Origin of the sequence: Streptomyces sp. NPDC090088 (assembly GCF_044747345.1) — a bacterium.
Taxonomy (GTDB): domain Bacteria; phylum Actinomycetota; class Actinomycetes; order Streptomycetales; family Streptomycetaceae; genus Streptomyces.
On record NZ_JBIVDZ010000004.1, the window covers coordinates 917280 to 936673 of the forward strand.

Genomic DNA, 19394 nt, shown 5'->3' on the forward strand with positions numbered 1-19394 from the left:
AGCGCCCTGCAAGGCTCCTGTCAGGGTTCCGCAAGGCCTCCCGCCAGTGCCCGGCAAGGGGTGCGGACCATGCTCCCGGGAGCAACCCCGTAGGACCCGGAGCAGGGACACGGTCCCGTGGCCAGGAGGGCGCAGTCGTGCAGGAAACCCAGGTGACCGAGGAGCTGGACGTCAGCTTCGTCCAGACCCCCCACGAGGTGCTCAAGCGGCTCCGCGAGGCCGGCCCCGCAGTGAAGGTGATGCTGCCCAACGGGTCGCTGGTGTGGATCGTGACCCGCTACGAGGAGGTCCGGCAGGCGCTCAGCGAGACCAGGCTGAGCAAGGACTTCAAGGGCCTCAACGAACTGATGGCCAAGCACACCAAGGAGGGCCACGCGCCCAAGCAGTACGACGAGGCGCTCGTCGGGCACATGCTGGCCAGCGACCCGCCGGACCACACGCGGATGCGCCGACTGGTCAACAAGGCGTTCACCCCGCGCCGGGTGGAGAGCATGCGGCCGATGCTGCGGGAGCTGACCACGCGGCTGCTCGACGAGATGGAGAAGCACGACGAGATCGACCTGCTGGAGGCGCTCGCCTACCCGGTGCCGATGGAGCTGCTGTGCACGCTGCTCGGGGTGCCGGAGGCCGAGCGGCTCGCCTTCGGCCGGTACGCGGCCGTCGTGCTCTCCGACCTCGCCCCCGAGGGGTACGAGGAGGCCACCCGGGCGATGCGCGAGTACCTGGTGAAGCTGATCCAGGTCAAGCGCGACAACCCCGGGGACGACCTGCTGAGCGCGCTGATCGCCGCCCGCGACGAGGACGACAAGCTCACCGAGGGCGAGCTGCTCGCCACGATCTACCTGATGTTCTCGGCCGGCACCGAGACGGCCGTCAACCTCATCGGCAACGGTGTGCTGGCCCTGCTCACCCACCCCGGCGAGCTGGAGAAGCTGCGCACCGACCGCTCGCTGCTGCCGCAGGCGGTCGAGGAGTTCCTGCGCTTCGACGGCCCGGTGAACCTCGCCACCTTCCGGTACACGATCGACCCGGTGTCGCTCGGCGACGTCACCGTCCCGGTCGGCGAGGTGGTGATGGTGTCCCTCATGGCCGCCAACCGCGACCCCGACCGCTTCGACAACCCCGAACTCTTCGACATCACCCGCCCGATCGGCGGCCAGATGACGTTCGGGCACGGCATCCACTACTGCATGGGCGCGCCGCTGGCCCGGCTGGAGGCCGAGATCGCCCTCGGCATGCTGCTCGACCGCTTCCCCGACCTGTCCCTCGCCTGCGACCCGAACGAGCTGCGGTGGCGGCTCAGCACCGTCACCCACGGCCTGGAGAAGCTGCCGGTCCGGCCGCACGGCACCGACGGCTGACGGCGGACGGCGGGCGCCTCACGAGTCACGGCGGGCGCCTCACGAGTCACGGCTGACGACTCACCAGTCACGGCTGACAACTCAGGTGGGACGACCGACCCGCGGTCGATCACCCTCCGGCGGTTCGGCGAAAGGGATGTCTGCAATGCGTGCGGTTGACGACTCGACCACGGGTGCCGGCGCTCCCACAGGCCCGCGTGACGAGCCGGTCGCGGTGATCGGCCTCGCGTGCCGGCTGCCGGGCGCTCCCGACCCGTCCGCGTTCTGGCGGCTGTTGAGCGAGGGCCGCGACGCGATCTCCGAACCTCCGCCCCACCGGCACCCGGCCGCCACCGAAACCGGCACCGGCACCGACACCGACACCGACACCGACAGCACCGACGCCCCGCGGGCCCGGCGCGGCGGCTATCTGGACCGTGTCGACGGCTTCGACGCGGCCTTCTTCGGCGTCTCCCCCCGTGAGGCGCCGGCTATCGACCCCCAGCAGCGACTCGCCCTCGAACTGGGCTGGGAAGCGCTGGAGGACGCCGGAATCGCCCCCGACTCCCTCGGAGGCACCCCCGCGGGCGTCTACGTCGGCGCGATCGCCGACGACTACGCCACCCTCCTGCGCCGCGGCGGCCCACAAGGCATCACGCGGCACATGTTCACCGGCGTCCAGCGAGGTGTGATCGCCAACCGACTCTCCTACTCGCTGGGGCTGCGGGGGCCCAGTTTGACGGTCGACTGCGGCCAGTCCTCGTCACTGGTCGCAGTCCACCTGGCCGCCGAGGCGCTACGGCGCGGCGAGGCGGCGCTCGCCCTGGCGGGCGGTGTCCAGCTGAACCTGGCGCCCGAGAGCACCACCGCCGTCGACCGCTTCGGTGCCCTGTCCCCCGACGGCCGCTGCCACACCTTCGACGCCCGCGCCAACGGGTTCGTCCGCGGCGAGGGCGGGGCCCTGGTGGTCCTGAAGCCGCTCTCCCGGGCGCTGGCCGACGGCGACCGCGTCTACTGCGTGCTCAGCGGTTCCGCCGTCAACCATGACGGTGCCGGCGAGGGCCTGGCCGTACCGAACGCCGAGGCCCAGCGGGAGGTGGTCACGGCGGCGCTCGCGGACGCGGGCCTGCGCCCCGGGGAGGTGCAGTACGTCGAACTGCACGGCACCGGCACCCCGGTCGGCGACCCCGTCGAGGCGGCGGCACTCGGCGCCGCGCTCGGTACGGCACCCGACCGGACCTACGATCTCGCGGTCGGCTCGGCCAAGACCAACGTCGGCCACCTCGAAGGCGCGGCCGGGGTGGTGGGCCTCCTCAAGACCGCGCTCTCCCTGCACCATCGGGCACTCCCGCCCAGCCTCAACTTCGAATCCCCGAACCCCGCCATCCCCTTCGACCGGCTACGGCTGCGCGTGCGGACGGCGCCGGGACCCTGGCCCCAGCCGGACCGACCGCTGGTGGCCGGGGTGTCGGCATTCGGCGTGGGCGGCACCAACGCCCATGTGCTCCTCACGGAGGCACCGCCCGCCCGACCGGCAGCCGCCCCGGCCCCCGAGCCGGTCGGCGCGGTGCCGCTGGTGGTGTCGGCGGCCGGCGCGGGGGCCCTGGCCGCGCTGGGCGCACGTCTCGCGGAACGTCTGGAGTCCGACCCCGGGCTTGAACTCGCGGCCACCGCGCACGCGTTGGCGACGACCCGCGCACTGCTCCCGCACCGGGCGGTCGTGGTCGCCGACGACCGCGACACCGCCATCAGCGGCCTGCGGGCCCTCGCCGACGGCACCAACGCCCCGCACGTGGTCACGGGTGTGGCCACGCCGACGGGACACGGACCGGTCTTCGTCTTCCCCGGGCAGGGTTCGCAATGGGCGGGCATGGGCCGCGACCTGTACACGGACGACCCCGCCTTCCGCGCATCGCTCGACGCCTGCGCCCAAGCCCTCGACCCCCTCACCGGCTGGCCCCTCATCGACACCCTCACCAGCACCGACGAAGGGTGGCTGGAACGGGTCGACATGGTCCAACCCGCCCTCTTCGCCATCATGACCAGCCTCGCCCGCCTCTGGATCGCCAACGGCATCACACCATCCGCCGTCATCGGCCACTCCCAAGGCGAGATCGCCGCCGCCCACATCGCCGGCATCCTCACCCTCCAGGACGCGGCACGCATCGTCGCCATCCGCTCCACCGCCATGCGCCACCTCTCCGGCCACGGCGGCATGGCCACCATCAACACCAACACCGACTGGGTACAGCAACACCTCACCGGCCTCGACGCCACCATCGCCGCCCACAACTCCCCCACCACCACCGTCGTCTCAGGCACCCCCCAAGCCCTCGACCAACTCACCCAAACCTGCACCGCACAAGGCATCCGCGTCCGCCGCGTCCACGTCGACTACGCCTCCCACTCCCCCCAAGTCGAGGCGTATCAGGGCGAGATCATCGAAGCCCTGGCCGACGTACGCCCACGGGCGGCCGTCATCCCCATGGTCTCGACGGTCACCGGGGACATGGTCGATGGCCCCGAACTGGACGCCGCCTACTGGTACGCCAACCTCCGCCGCCCCGTCCGCTTCCACGAGGCGCTCACCCACCTCGTCGACTCCGGACACCGCACCACCATCGAGGCCAGCCCCCACCCCGTCCTCACCCCAGCGATCCAGGAGACCGCCGACCTCACCAGCCTCTACACACTGCGCCGAGGACAGGGCACCCCCACCGACTTCACCACCGCCCTCGCCCAGGCCCACGTCACCGGCACCACCCCCACCTGGACCAACCGTCTTCCCGCTCCCGCCCGCCGTGTCCCCCTCCCCACCTACCCCTTCCAGCGGCGCTCCTACTGGCCGAGTTCGGTCGCGGAACCCACGGGCACGACCGTGGACCTGACGCCCGCCCCGGAAGCACCCGAGGTGCTGGCCGGCGCGCCTCGGTCCGGCGATGTGCTGGACGTCGTACTCAATGAATGCGCGCGGGTGCTCGGTCACGCGTCGGCCGCCGACGTGCCGCCGCGGTCCACGTTCAAGGACCTCGGTTTCGACTCGTTCGCGGGTGTCGAGCTGTGCAAGCGGCTGTCGGCGCTGCTCAGGCGCCGGGTGCTGGTCAACTCGACGTACGACCATCCGAGTCCGGCCGAGCTCGCCGCGTATCTGACGGAGGGCCCCGACCAGGCGGAGTCCGCCGACGCCGAGGGTGCCGCGGTGATGGACGACGATCCGGTCGCCATCGTCGCGATGGCCTGCCGCTTCCCGGGGAGTGTGCGGGGGCCGGAGGATCTGTGGCGGTTGCTGGTCGAGGAGCGGGACGCCATCGGTGACTTCCCGGCCGACCGGGGGTGGAACCTGAACGAGCTGTACGACCCCGATGCGTCCAACTCCGGTACGACATACGTCCGTCGGGGCGGGTTCCTGGACGACATCGCCGGTTTCGACGCCGGTCTCTTCGGTATCGCCCCGCGCGAGGCGCTGGCGATGGATCCGCATCAGCGGCTGCTGCTCGAAACGGCCTGGGAGGCCTTCGAGCGGGCCGGTATCGACCCCGGTTCCCTGCGCGGCAACCGTACCGGTGTGTTCGTGGGCACGAACGAGCAGGACTACGCCACCTACACCACTCCCGGTCCGGCGCAGGGCAGCGAGGGTTTCCTGCTGACCGGGCACGCGGCGAGCGTGGCGTCCGGACGGCTGGCCTATGTGTTCGGTCTGGAGGGTCCGGCCCTCACCGTCGACACCGCGTGCTCGTCGTCGCTGGTCGCGCTGCATCTGGCGGTGCAGTCGCTGCGCGCCGGCGAGTGCGATCTCGCGGTGGCGAGCGGTGCCAGTGTGATGTCGACGCCGGGCATGTTCCTGGAGTTCTCCCGGCAGGGCGGACTCGCGGCGGACGGCCGCTGCAAGGCCTTCGACGAGTCCGCGGACGGCACAGGCTGGTCGGAGGGGGTGGGTACGGTGCTGGTGGAGCGCCTGTCCGAGGCCCGCCGCAACGGCCATCCCGTCCTCGCCGTGATCCGCGGTACGGCCGTCAACCAGGACGGCGCCTCCAACGGCCTGAGCGCACCCAACGGCCGTTCCCAGGCCCGCCTGCTGCGGACCGCGCTCGACACCGCGGGGCTGGCTCCGGCCGACGTGGACGCCGTCGAGGCGCACGGCACCGGCACCCGGCTCGGCGACCCCATCGAGGCCCAGGCCCTCCTCACCACGTACGGCCAGGACCGCGCCCACCCGCTCTACCTCGGGTCGGCGAAGTCCAACCTCGGGCACACCCAGGCCGCGGCCGGTATCGCCGGGGTCATGAAGATGGTCCTCGCCCTGGAGCACGGGCTGCTGCCGCGCACCCTGCACGTCTCCGAGCCGACGTCACACGTCGACTGGTCGTCCGGCGCGGTGGAACTGCTCACCGAGAGCCGGGCCTGGCCCGAGGTGCGGCGGGTGCGCCGGGCGGCCGTCTCGGCGTTCGGGATCAGCGGGACCAACGCCCACGTCATCCTGGAGCAGCCGGAGGAGCACGAGGCGTCGACCGCCGGGGAAACGCCCACCGGGTTGCCTCTGCTCCTCTCCGCCGAGAGCGCCGACGCGTTGGCGGCTTCGGGCTCGCGTCTCGCGGAACGGCTGGAGACCGATCCCGGACTTCACCTTGCGGATGCCGCACACGCGTTGGCAACGACCCGCGCACTGCTCTCCCATCGAGCTGTCGTGGTCGCCGAGGGGCGCGACAGCGCGATCGAGGGTCTGCGGGCCCTCGCCGACAGCGTCAGCCTCCCGCACGTCGTAACGGGTGTGGCCACGCCGACGGGACGCGGGCCGGTCTTCGTCTTTCCGGGCCAGGGCTCGCAATGGGCAGGCATGGGCCGCGACTTGTACGCGGACGACCCCGCCTTCCGTGCGTCGCTCGACGCCTGCGCCCAAGCCCTCGATCCCCTCACCGGCTGGTCCCTCATCGACACCCTCACCAGCACAGACGAGGGATGGCTGGACCGGGTCGACATGGTCCAACCCGCCCTGTTCGCGGTCATGACCAGCCTCGCCCGCCTCTGGATCACCTCCGGCATCACACCATCCGCCGTCATCGGCCACTCCCAAGGCGAGATCGCCGCCGCCCACATCGCCGGCATCCTCACCCTCCAGGACGCGGCACGCATCGTCGCCGTGCGCTCCACCGCCATGCGCCACCTCTCCGGCCACGGCGGCATGGCCACCATCAACACCAACACCGACCAGGTACAGCAACACCTCACCGGCCTCGACGCCACCATCGCCGCCCACAACTCCCCCACCACCACCGTCGTCTCAGGCACCCCCCAAGCCCTCGACCAACTCACCGCCCGCTGGCAGGGAGAGGGCCTGCACGTTCGGCGTATCAACGTCGACTACGCCTCCCACTCCGCACAGGTCGACGCGTTCCACGAGGAGATCACCGCCGCGCTGGCCGACATCCGTCCGCAGCGGTCCGTGCTGCCCATGGTCTCGACGGTCACCGGGGACATGGTCGAAGGCCCCGAACTGGACGCCGCCTACTGGTACGCCAACCTCCGCCGCCCGGTGCTCTTCCACCAGGCCCTCACCCACCTCCTCGACACCGGACACCGCACCACCATCGAGGCCAGCCCCCACCCCGTCCTCACCCCAGCGATCCAGGAAGCCGGTGACCTCACCAGCCTCTACACACTGCGCCGAGGACAGGGCGCGCCGGCCGATTTCGTCGCCGCGCTCGCGCGGGCCCATGTCACCGGCACCACCCCCGTCTGGACCAGCCACACCCCCGACCGGCCCGTCGCGCTCCCCACCTATCCCTTCCAGCACCAGCGCTACTGGCTGGAGCGCACTCCGGCTGCCGCCGCGCGGCCCGGGGTCGACGGGCGGGACCATCCGCTGCTGAGTGCGGCGGTGCCGTTGGCGGGTGCGGGGGTGGTGCTCACGGGTGGGCTCGGTGCGGGGGTTCCGGCGTGGTCCGTCGATCACGCGGTCGCCGGCACGGTGTTGCTGCCGGGTACGGCGTTCGTGGAGATGGTGGTGCGGGCCGGAGACGAGGTCGGGTGCGGCTCGGTGGAGGAGCTGACCCTGCGTGCGCCGCTCGCGCTCGTGGGGCCGGTGACCGTGCAGGTCGCGGTGGGCGAGGCGGACACGAAGGGGCGCCGTCCGGTGACGGTCCACTCCCGGCCGGGTCCGGGTGGCCCGGCGGCTGAGTGGACGCTGCACGCCGAGGGTGTGCTGGCCGAGGGCGGCTCCGGTGCCGCGCCCGACCACGGTCTCGGTGCCTGGCCGCCGTCCGCTGCCCGGGCCGTGCCCGTCGGCGGGGTGTACGACGGACTCGCCGCCCAGGGGTACGAGTACGGCCCCGCCTTCCAGGGGGTCCGGGCGCTGTGGCGCCGTGGTGACGAGGTCTTCGCCGAGGTCGAGTTGCCCGCGGAGGCGGGTCCGGCCGAGGGGTTCCTGGTCCATCCGGCGCTGCTCGACTCCGCTCTGCACGCCGTGGCCGCCACGGGGCTGCTGTCCCAAGGGGCGGGCATTCGGCTGCCGTTCGCCTGGTCGGGGGTGCGGGTGCATGCCTCGGGCGCGAGGGTCCTGCGGGTCCTGGTGCGCCGTACGGGGGCGGACTCGGTGGAGCTGACGGCCGTGGACGGGGCCGGGGCGCCGGTGGTGTCGGTGGCGTCGCTGGTGCTGCTGCCGGTGGCCGAGGAGACGCTGCGCGCGGGTGCGCGGTCCGGGTCGCTGCTCGCCGTGCGATGGGAGGAAGCAGGTGCGGTGGCCAGGACCGGGGCGGCGGACTGGGGCGCGGTGCTGGAGACGGCGCGGGGCTCGGTACCGGACGGTGACCGCCTGCCCGTGCTGCTGGACCTCGGCGCGTCCGCGGTGGTGGAGGCGGAGGACGCGGTCCTGACCGCGCTGGAGGTCGTGCGGCGCTTCGTGACCGATCCGGCGCTTCGGGACCGGACGCTGGTGGTGCGCACCCGGGGTGCGGTCTCGGTGGGCGAGGGCGACCGGGTGACCGACCCGGCGGCGGCCGCCGTCTGGGGGCTGGTCCGGTCGGCGCAGAGCGAGCATCCCGGCCGGTTCGTGCTGGTCGACGCGGATGCCGAGGTCGGTACCGGCGTGATCGGGGACGAGCCCCAACTCGCCGTGCGGGACGGGGTGTCGTATGTGCCGCGTCTGGTACGGCAGCCGCGCTCCGAGGAGGCGGTGGCGCCGTCCTTCGACGCCGGCCGTACGGTGCTGATCACCGGCGGCACGGGGAGCCTGGGGGCGCTGGTGGCGCGGCATCTGGTCGCCGTGCACGGGGTGCGGCGGCTGATGCTGCTCAGCCGGTCCGGGCCGCAGGCGGCCGGGGTCGGCGATCTGGTCGGTGAGCTGACCGGGGCGGGCGCCGTGGTCGATGTGCGGGCCTGCGATCTCGGGGACCGGGAGGCGCTGGCGGAGGTCGTGGCGGACGTCCAGGGGTCGGAGCATCCGCTGGGGGCCGTGGTGCACGCGGCGGGTGTCCTGGAGGACGCCACCGTGGCGGGGCTGAGCGCCGGGGCGGTGACGGCGGTGCTGCGCCCCAAGGCCCGAGCCGCCCTGCATCTGCATGAGTTGACCGCCGGGGCGGAGCTGTCGGCGTTCGTGCTGTTCTCGTCCGTGGCGGGGGTGCTGGGCAATCCGGGGCAGGCCAACTACGCGGCGGCCAACGCCTGCCTGGACGCCTTGGCCGTACAGCGGGCACAACTCGGCCTGCCTGCCTTGTCGTTGGCGTGGGGGCTGTGGGAGCAGCCGTCCGGGATGACCGGGCATCTGGACGAGCGGGACCTGGCCCGGATGCGGCGGGCGGGAGTGCTGCCGCTGTCGGCCGAGGAGGGGCTGGCGCTGCTGGACGCGGGTCTCGCCGAGGCGGCCCGGGCCGGTGGCCCGGCCGCGCTGGTGCCGGCGCGGCTCGACGTGGGGGCGCTGGTGCGGGGCGGGCGTCCGGTGCCGCCGCTGCTGTCGCGGCTCGCGCCGGGGACCGTACGCCGGACGGCCGCGCAGACCGCGCCGGCGGCCGGGGCGGACGGGGCGGACGGCTTCGCGGGGCGGCTGGCCGGGTTGTCCGGCGACGAGCGGGAGCGGTTGCTGCTGGGGGTGGTGCGCGACGAGACGGCGCTGGTGCTCGGGCACGCGAGCGGTGAACGGCTCGATGTGGCGGCCGAGTTCCGCAAGCTGGGTGTCGACTCGCTGATGGCGGTGGAGGTCCGCAACCGGCTGGCCACGGTCACCGGGGTCACCCTGCCGTCCACGGTGGTCTTCGACCATCCCACGCCCCGGGCGCTGGCCCGCTTCCTGGACGGGCGGCTGACCGGCGCGGACCCGGTGCCGGGCGGCGGTACGGAGGCCGGCACGGCGCTGCGCGATGCCGACGAGCCGGTCGCGATCATCGGTATGGCCTGCCGTTACCCGGGCGGGGTGAACGGGCCCGGCGACCTGTGGCGGCTGGTGCTGGAGGAGCGGGACGCGGTGGGCGGGTTCCCCGTGGACCGGGGCTGGGATCTGGGCGCCCTGTTCGACACGACAGGGGGCGTGCACGGCACCAGCGCCACCCGCGAGGGCGGGTTCCTCGACGACGCCGCCGGTTTCGACCCGGCCCTGTTCGGGATCTCGCCACGCGAGGCGCTGGCGATGGATCCGCAGCAGCGGCTGCTCCTGGAGGTGTCCTGGGAGGCGCTGGAGCACGCGGGGATCCCTGCCGAGGCCGTGCACGGTTCGCGGACCGGGGTGTTCGCCGGGCTGATGTACCACGACTACGGCAGCGGTACGGCCGAGGTGCCGGAGGGTGTCGCGGGGTATCTGCTGACGGGCGGGGCGGGCAGTGTCGCCTCGGGCCGGATCGCCTACGCGCTCGGGCTGGAGGGTCCGGCCCTCACCGTCGACACCGCGTGCTCGTCGTCGCTGGTGGCGCTGCATCTGGCGGCGCAGTCGCTGCGGCGCGGGGAGTCCGATCTGGCGCTGGCCGGCGGGGTCACGGTGATGGTCACGCCGGACACGTTCGTGGAGTTCTCCCGGCAGGGCGGGCTGGCCGGGGACGGCCGTTGCAAGTCGTTCTCCGAGGACGCCGACGGCACCGGCTGGTCGGAGGGCGTGGGCATGTTGCTGGTGGAGCGGCTGTCGGACGCCCGGCGCAACGGGCACCGGGTGCTGGCGGTCCTGCGCGGCAGCGCCGTCAACCAGGACGGCGCTTCCAACGGGCTGACCGCGCCCAACGGTGCCGCGCAGCAGCGGGTCATCCGCCAGGCGCTGGCCGCCGCCGGGCTCGCCCCGGCCGACGTCGACGCCGTCGAGGGCCACGGCACCGGCACCGTGCTGGGCGATCCGATCGAGGCGGGTGCCCTGCTGGAGACCTACGGCAGGGAGCGGCCCGCCGAACGGCCGCTGTACCTGGGCTCGGTCAAGTCCAACCTCGGGCACACCCAGGCCGCCGCCGGGGTCGCCGGTGTGATCAAGACCGTCATGGCCATGGCCGAGGGGGTGCTGCCGCGCAGTCTGCACGCGGCGACGCCCTCGCCGCACGTGGACTGGGCGTCGGGCGGGGTGGAACTGCTGGCCCGGACGCTGGCCTGGCCCGAGGTGGGCCGGGCGCGGCGGGCCGCCGTGTCGTCCTTCGGGATCAGCGGGACGAACGCCCATGTGATCCTGGAGCAGGCGCCGTCGGGGGCCGAGCCACCGGAGCGCGGACCGGATCCCGCCGTCGTACCGCTGCTGCTGTCGGCGGCCGACGAGGAGGGGCTGCGCGCACAGGCGGCGCGGATCGCCGACACGGTATCGGCGGACGGTACCGAACTTGTCGACGTGGCCTGGTCGTTGGCGGCCACCCGCAGTGCGCTGCCCTGGCGGGCCGCGGTGGTCGCCGACGGGCCGGAGCAGGCCGGGGAGCGGCTGCGGGCGCTGGCCGAGGGGCGGTCGGCCGCCGGGGTGCTGACGGGCCGGGCGCGGGAGGAGGGCCGGCTGGCGGTCGTCTTCAGCGGGCAGGGCAGTCAGCGGCTCGGCATGGGCCGTGAACTGTACGCGGACCAGCCGGTGTTCGCCGCCGCCTTCGACGAGGTGTGCGCGCACTTCGCACCGCATCTCGAAGAGCCCCTGCGAGACGTCGTGTTCGGCTCGGACGCGGAGCTGCTGGACCGCACCGACCACGCACAGGCGGCGCTGTTCGCCGTCGAGGTGGCGCTCTACCGGCTGCTGGAGCACTGGGGTGTGACGCCCGACCTGCTGATCGGGCACTCCATCGGGGAGTTCGCGGCGGCCTGTGTGGCCGGGGTGTGGTCCCTCGCCGACGCCTGTGCCCTGGTGGCCGCCCGGGGGCGGCTGATGCGGGGCGTGGCCGCGGACGGCGCGATGGCCGCCGTGGAGGCGACGGAGGACGAGGTCGCGGCCGAACTCGCCGGGTACGGCGACCGGGTGAGTGTGGCGGCGGTCAACGGGCCGTCGGCCGTGGTGGTCTCCGGCGACCGGGAGGCCGTCGAGGAGGTCGCGGAGCGGCTGCGGGCGCGCGGGCGGCGGGTACGACGGCTGCGGGTCAGCCACGCCTTCCACTCCGCGCACATGGACGCGATGCTGGCCGACTTCGCGGACGTCCTGGCCGGGGTCGGCTTCCGTCCCCCGGTGCTGCCGGTCGTGTCCAACGTGACCGGTGTCCTGGCCACCGCCGAGGAGCTTGCCTCGCCCGCCTACTGGGTGCGGCATGTGCGCGAGACGGTCCGCTTCGGGGACGGCGTCGGCACCCTGCACGCGGCGGGCGCGACGGCGTACCTGGAGCTGGGGCCCGCCGGGGTGCTGGCCGGAGCGGTCCGGGACAGTGTGCCGGCAGACGCGTCCCCCGTGATCGTCGCGGCGCTGCGCGCGGACCGGCCCGAGGCACCGGCCTTCATGGCGGCGCTGGCCGCCCTGCACCTGTCGGGGCTGACGGTGGACTGGGCGAGGGCGTTCGACGGCAGCGGCGCACGGGTCGTCGAGCTGCCCACCTACCCCTTCCGGCATCGCCGCTACTGGCTCGACGCGTCGGCCCCGCGGGCGGGCTCCATGGCCCGCTTCGCCGACGCCGTCCGCGAGTTGGGCCTCAGCGAGGAACAGACGCGCACACTGGACGCACTGCTCGGCGAGCCGGACCGCGCGGATCGGCTGCGGCGCCTCACCCATCGGGTGGAGTGGCGGCCGGTGCCGGGCGGTGGGGCGCGCCTGCGGGGCCGGTGGCGAGTGGTTCTGCCCGCCGGGACCGATCCGGCGGACGCCCGGGTGACGGCTCTGCTCGGCGCGCTGGCACGGGCCGGTGCGGAGGCCGTGGTGGACCGGGCCGGTGACGCCGACGGGACCGTGGCCGACGCCGGCATCGCCGAGCCGGCCGTGGCCGACACCGACGCCGATAACGCCGAGCGGGCCGAGGCACGCGTCGGCGACGACGACAAGGCCGCGGGCTCCACCGGTGGTACCGGTGGCCCCGAGACCGCCGGGCGTCCCGGCGGCGACACCGACGACTCCACGGCAGCCGCCGACGGCTTCGCCGGGGTCGTGGCCGTGGCCGCGCTCGCCGCCGATCCCGGGTGGTTCGCGTTGGAGGCCGCTCGGGGCGCGGCGGACGCCCCGGTGTGGTTCCTGACCGAGAGTGCCGTCGCCACCGGACCGGAGGATGCGGTGCGGGAGGCGGCACAGGCCGCGGTGTGGGGTCTCGGCCAGGTGGTGTCGCTCGAACTGCCCGCGGTCTGGGGCGGGTTGGCTGATGTGGGCGGTTTCGGCGACCGGGACCTGGACGCGCTGTGCGCGGTACTCGCCGACGGTGCCCGGCCCGGCCGTGAGGACCAGGTCGCGGTGCGCGCCGGGCGGGTGCTGGGCCGCCGTGTCGTACCGGCCACGGAGCCGACCGCCCCCCAACGGCCCACACGCCCTTGGCGCCCCGCCGGCACCGTGCTGGTCACCGGCGGCACCGGGGCGCTCGGCGCCCAAGTGGCCCGCTGGCTCGCCGGGCACGGTGCCCGGCGGATCGTCCTGACCAGCCGCCGGGGTGAGGCGGCCCCCGGGGCGGCCGAGCTGGTGGCGGCGCTGCGCGAGCATGGCGCGGAGGTGACCGTGGCGGCCTGTGACACCGCCGACCGTGCCGCGCTCGCCGACCTGCTGACCCGCCACCGCCCGACCGCCGTGTTCCACACGGCCGGTGTCGTCGAGGCATGCCCCGTGGCCGGGCTGGCGGCCGAGGGGTGGTCCACGGTGACGGCGGGCAAGGCCGCCGGAGCCCGGCACCTGGACGAGCTGAGCCGGGAACTCGGCCTGGAACTGGACGCGTTCGTGCTGTTCTCGTCGATCGCCGGGGTGTGGGGCAGCACCGGGCAGGCCGCCTACGCCGCCGGCAACGCGATGCTGGACGCCCTCGCCGAGCGGCGGCGCGCCGACGGGCTGCCCGCGACCAGTGTCGCGTGGGGCCCCTGGGCGGGGGCCGGGATGGCGGCCGACGACACGCTGGCCGGGCTGCTGCGCGACAGCGGGCTGCGCCCCCTGGCCCCGGCCGACGCACTGGCCGCGCTGGGGCAGGCGGTGGCGTCGGACGAGGCCTGCCGGGTGGTCGCCGACGTGGACTGGGACCGGCTCCCGGCGGTGTTCGCCGCCGTACGGCCCGGGCCGCTGTTCGCGCTCACGGCACCGCAGAGCGAGGAGGAGGAGACCGACAACGGCCTCGCCCGGCGGCTGGCGGAGCTGCCGCCCGTCGAGCGGGAGCGGACGGTGCTCGCGCTGGTGCGGGACGAGGTCGCGGCGGCGCTCGGGCACGATTCGGCACACGATCTCGACGTCACGCTGACCTTCAAGAGCCTGGGCCTGGACTCGATGACCGCCGTGGAGGTGCGGGGGCGGCTCGTCGCGGCGACCGGGCTGGCGCTGCCCGCCACCGTCGTCTTCGACCACCCCACCCCCCGCGATCTGGCCGCCGCGGTCCGCGACCGGCTCACCGGCCTGGAACAGAGGACCGGGACGGAGCGTGAGTCGGCGGTGGCGACGCCCCTCGGCGCCGACGAGCCGGTGGCCATCGTCGGCATGGCCTGCCGGTACCCCGGCGGCACGGTGAGCCCCGAGGACCTGTGGCGGCTGGTCGCCGAGGAACGGGACGCCGTCACCGACTTCCCCGCCGACCGGGGCTGGGACCTGACCGCCCTGTACGACCCGGACCCGGCCGCGACCGGGACGTCGTACTCACGCGAAGGCGGCTTCCTGGACGACATCGCCGGTTTCGACGCGGGCCTGTTCGCGATCTCGCCCCGTGAGGCGCTGGCCATGGATCCGCATCAGCGGCTGCTGCTGGAGACGACCTGGGAGGCGTTCGAACGGGCCGGGATCCCGCCGACCTCGCTGCGCGGCAGCAACACCGGTGTGTTCGTCGGCGCCGGCGAGCAGGACTACGCGGGCGGGGTGTCCGACGCGCCCGAGGGCGTCGCCAACCATCTGCTGCTCGGGCACACCGCCAGTGTGCTGTCCGGCCGGGTCGCCTATGTCTTCGGCCTCGAAGGGCCGACGCTCACGCTCGACACGGCCTGCTCGGCGGGCCTGGTCGCACTGCACCTCGCGGTGCGGGCGCTGCGCGGCGGGGAGTGCGACCTGGCGGTGGCGGGCGGTGCGACGGTGATGTCGACGCCGGGCGGCTTCGTGGAGTTCAGCCGGCAGCAGGTGCTGGGACGCACCGGGCGCTGCCGTTCGTACTCGGAGGACGCGGACGGCTCCGCGTTCTCCGAGGGCATCGGCGCCCTGGTGGTGGAGCGGCTGTCGGACGCCCGCCGCAACGGGCATCCGGTGCTCGCCGTCGTCCGGGGTACGGCGATCAACCAGGACGGCGCCTCCAACGGGCTCAGCGCGCCCAACGGCCGCTCGCAGCAGCGGGTGATCCGGCAGGCCCTGGCCGACGCCGGGCTGACCCCGGCCGATGTCGACGCCGTCGAGGGGCACGGCACCGGCACCCCGCTCGGCGACCCCATCGAGGCGGAGGCGCTGCTGGCCACCTACGGTCAGGACCGCCCCGCCGAACGGCCCCTGTATCTGGGCTCGTTGAAGTCGAACATCGGGCACACCCAGGCCGCGGCGGGCATCGCGGGCGTCATCAAGACGGTGCACGCCCTGCGGCACGGTGTGCTGCCGCGCACCCTGCATCTGGCCGAGCCCTCCTCGCACGTCGACTGGTCCTCGGGCGGGGTCGAGCTGCTCGCCGAGACACGGGAGTGGCCGCAGGTGGAGCGGGCCCGGCGGGCGGCCGTCTCGGCGTTCGGGATCAGCGGGACGAACGCGCATGTGATTCTGGAGCAGGCGGAGGAACCCCCGGTGGATCCCCCCATCGCCCCGACCGGTGCCGTCCCGCTCGCCGCCGGACCAGCCGGATCCGCCGGACCAGCCGGACCAGCCGGATCCGCCGGACTCGCCGGATCCGCCCCATCCGGCGCCCCCGCCGTCCTGCCGCTCTCCTCCGCCACCGCCGCCGGACTGCGTGACCAGGCCCGACGGCTCCACGACTCCCTCGCCGACCGACCCGACCTCGAACTCCCGCTCATCGGGCGCGCGTTGGCGACGGATCGCGTGACCGATCTGGAGCACCGGGCGGCCGTGGTCGCCGGTGACCGGGACGAGGCGCTGGCCGCGCTGGCCGCCCTCGCGGCCGGCGAGGCACACGCCCAGCTGGTCACCGGGGCGGCGGCGCCGGGCGCCGGGCCGGTCCTGGTCTTCCCGGGCCAGGGTTCGCAGTGGCCGGGCATGGCGGTCGAACTCCTCGACGGCTCACCGGTGTTCCGTCAGGCGCTGGCCGAATGCGACGCGGCGCTGGGCGAGTTCGTCGACTGGTCGGTCCTGGACGTGCTGTACGACCGTCCGGGCGCGCCCTCGATGGAGCGGCTCGACGTGGTGCAGCCGCTGCTGTTCGCGGTGATGGTGGCGCTGGCCCGGACCTGGGAGGCGGCCGGGGTGGTGCCGGCGGCCGTCGTGGGGCATTCGCAGGGCGAGGTGGCCGCGGCCTGCGTCGCGGGCGCCCTGTCCCTGCCGGACGCGGCCCGGATCATCTGCCTGCGCAGCAGGACCATGCAGGAGGAGCTGTCCGGGCTGGGCGCGATGGCGTCGGTGGCCGCGCCCCGGGAGGCGGTCGCGGCACGGCTGGCACGCTGGGGCGACCGGCTGAGTGTGGCGGCGGTCAACGGGCCCGCCTCCGTGGTGGTGTCGGGCGAGGCCGCCGCGGTCGGCGAGTTCCTGGCGGACGCGGCGGAGGCCGGGCTGCGGGCCCGACGGGTGAAGGGTGCGATCGCGGCCGGGCACTCGGCGCAGGTGGAGCTGGTGCGCGAGCGCGTCCTCGCGGAGCTGGCCCCGGTCGTGCCGAGGGCGGGCTCCGTGCCCGTCGTCTCGACGGTCACCGGGGCCGTGGCCGACGGCTCCGGGATGGACGCCGCCTACTGGTACGACAACATGCGGGAGCCCGTCCGGTTCGACGAAGCGGTACGGGAGTTGGTGGCCCGCGGGCACCGGGTGTTCCTGGAGGTCAGCCCGCACCCGGTGCTGCTGACGGGCCTTCAGGAGACCCTGGAGGACGCGGGCGCCCCGGCCGTCGCGCTGGGAACCCTGCGCCGGGACGAGGGCGGGCCGCGCCGGCTCGCGACCTCGCTGGGTGCGGCGTACGTCGCCGGTGTGCCGGTGGACTGGCCGCGCGCGGTGTACGCGCACGTCCCGCCCGGCCCCGTGGAGCTGCCCACGTACGCCTTCCAGCGGCAGCGTTACTGGCTGGACGCACCGCGCCAGTCGGCCTACTTCGCCGCCCCGGCGGCCGTAGCGCCGCCGGTCACGGACGACGACTCGGCGCAGCGGCGCTTCTGGGACGCCGTGGAGAGCGGGGACGTCGATGCGCTCGCGGGTGAACTGCCACTGGTGAACGGCCAGTTGGCGTCGCTCCAGGATGTGCTGCCGGCGCTCGCCGACTGGCGGCACCGGTCGCGGGAGGACGCGGCGCTGGACCGGTGGCGGCACCGGGTGGTGTGGGAGCCGGTCGCCACTCCGGCGCGGCCCGTGCTCTCCGGCGACTGGCTGCTGCTCGTCCCGGACGACCCGGCTGTCGGGCCGGTCGCCGCGCAGGTCGAGTCGGCGCTCGGCGCGCACGGGGCGCGGGTGATACGGCTCGGTGTCCCGGCCGGGGCCGACCGAGCGGCCGTCGCCGAAGCACTCACCGAGCTGGACGCACCGGACGGGCCGGACAGGCCTGACAGGCCGGACAGGCCGGACAGGCCGGACAGGCCGGGCGAGTTCGCCGCGCCCGCCGGAGTGCTGGCGCTGACCGGGCTGCTCGACGGCGCCGACGCCGGCCATGACGCCGTGCCGCGCGCGCTGGCGGCCACGCTCGCCGTCGACCAGGCCCTCGGCGACCGGGACCTGGCGGCTCCGCTCTGGGTGCTCACCCGGGGCGCGGTCGGTGCGCAGCCGACGGACCCGGTGGCCGCGCCGGAGCAGGCCATGGTGTGGGGGCTCGGGGCCACCGCCCGTCAGGAGCATCCCGAGCGGTGGGGCGGGGTGGTCGACCTGCCCGGGGATCTCGACCCGCGGGCGCTGACCCGGCTGGTGGCGGTGGTCTCCGGGGCCACCGGCGAGGACGAGGCGGCGGTCCGGGCGGCGGCGACCCTGACCCGGCGCCTGCTGCCGGCCCCGCGGGCGGAGCGGCCGGAGGGCTGGAAGCCGACGGGCACGGTGCTCGTGACCGGTGGCACGGGTGCGCTCGGCGGGCAGGTGGCCCGGCATCTGGCCGCCCTCGGGGCACCCCACCTGCTGCTGACGGGACGCCGGGGCCCAAAGGCGCCGGGGGCGCGGGAGCTGGCGGACGAACTCGCCGCGCTGGGCGCCCGGGTGACCGTCGTCGCCTGCGACCTGGGCGACCGGGCGGAGCTGGCGGCGCTGCTCGAACGGGTGCCGGCCGAGTATCCGCTGACCGCCGTGGTGCACACGGCCGCCGCCGTGGACGACGCGCTGCTGACCTCCCTGACGCTCCCCCAGCTCCAGCGCTCGCTGCGGGTGAAGGCGCGGGCGGCACACCATCTCGACGAGCTGACGCGGGACCTGCCGCTGGAGGCGTTCGTGCTGTTCTCGTCGTTCGCGGGTGTCACGGCGGACGCGGGGCAGGGCGGCTACGCGCCCGGCAACGCCTACCTCGACGCGCTCGCGCTGCGCCGCCGGGCGCTCGGCCTGCCCGCGCTGTCGGTCGGCTGGGGGCACTGGGCGGGCGGCAGCGGCCTGGAAGGCGGCGAGGTGATCGCCAACCGGCTGCACCGGTTCGCCATGGAGTCGATGGACCCGCGGCGGGCGGTCCGCGCGCTGGAGCGGGCGGTGGGCTCCGACAGCGGCCATCTGGTCGTCGCGGACGTGGACTTCACCCGTCTGGACGCCGACCCGGCCGGTGTCCGCGCCACCCGGCTGTTCCTGGAGCTGCCCGGCTACCGTGAGGCGACGGGGCCCGCGGCCGGGGAGGCGGCGGACGGCACCGGCCCGGCGGAGACCGGGTCCGCCTTCCGGGACCGGGTCGCGGCCGCTGCGCCCGGTGAACGCACGGCAGTCGTACGGGATCTGGTGCTGCGTCAGCTCGCCGCGGTGCTCGGTCACGCCGATCCGGACGAGATCTCACCCACCCGGCTCTTCCGCGAACTGGGCATCGACTCGCTCACGGCGGTGGAGTTCCGCAACCGGCTCGGCGCGGCCACCGGGCTGCGGCTGCCCGTCGGCGTCGTCTTCGACCATCCCACGCCGGAGGCGCTGGCGGCCCATGTCGCCGCCGAGCTGGACGTCGACGACGGCCCGCCGCAGTCCGAAGGTCCCTCGGCGGACGCCGAGCTGGACCGTCTGGAGTCCGTCCTCGACCGCCTCGACGGACCGGCGTCGGCCGCGGTGGCGGCCCGGCTGCGCGCCCTGCTGAACCGGCTCCCGGACGCTCCAGAAGCCGATGACGGCAGCGACGGTCCGGGCGATGCGCTGGCGTCGGCGACGACCGCCGAGGAGGTTCTCGGCTTCATCCAGGAACGGTTCGGCCGATGACCGGCCCATCCGCACGCCCGACCCCGCTTCAGGCCTCAGCAGCACAGGAG

Annotated in this window: 2 protein-coding genes; both read left to right on the forward strand. The window is 74.7% G+C overall.

The window, feature by feature from the left end:
* The first annotated feature begins 137 nt into the window (after positions 1–137).
* Positions 138–1361 (forward strand): cytochrome P450, encoded by a 1224-nt coding sequence (locus tag ACIPSJ_RS23965; RefSeq protein ID WP_401348638.1) that lies wholly within the window; start codon positions 138–140, stop codon positions 1359–1361.
* 145 nt (positions 1362–1506) lie between these two features.
* On the forward strand, positions 1507–19344 hold the full coding sequence (locus ACIPSJ_RS23970) for a type I polyketide synthase (protein WP_401348640.1): 17838 nt from the start codon (positions 1507–1509) through the stop codon (positions 19342–19344).
* The last annotated feature ends 50 nt before the right edge of the window (positions 19345–19394 follow it).

Coding starts and splice junctions, on each gene's coding strand:
- ACIPSJ_RS23970 (WP_401348640.1), top strand. CDS start 1,507: ATGCGTGCGGTTGACGACTCGACCACGGGTGCCGGCGCTCCCACAGGC.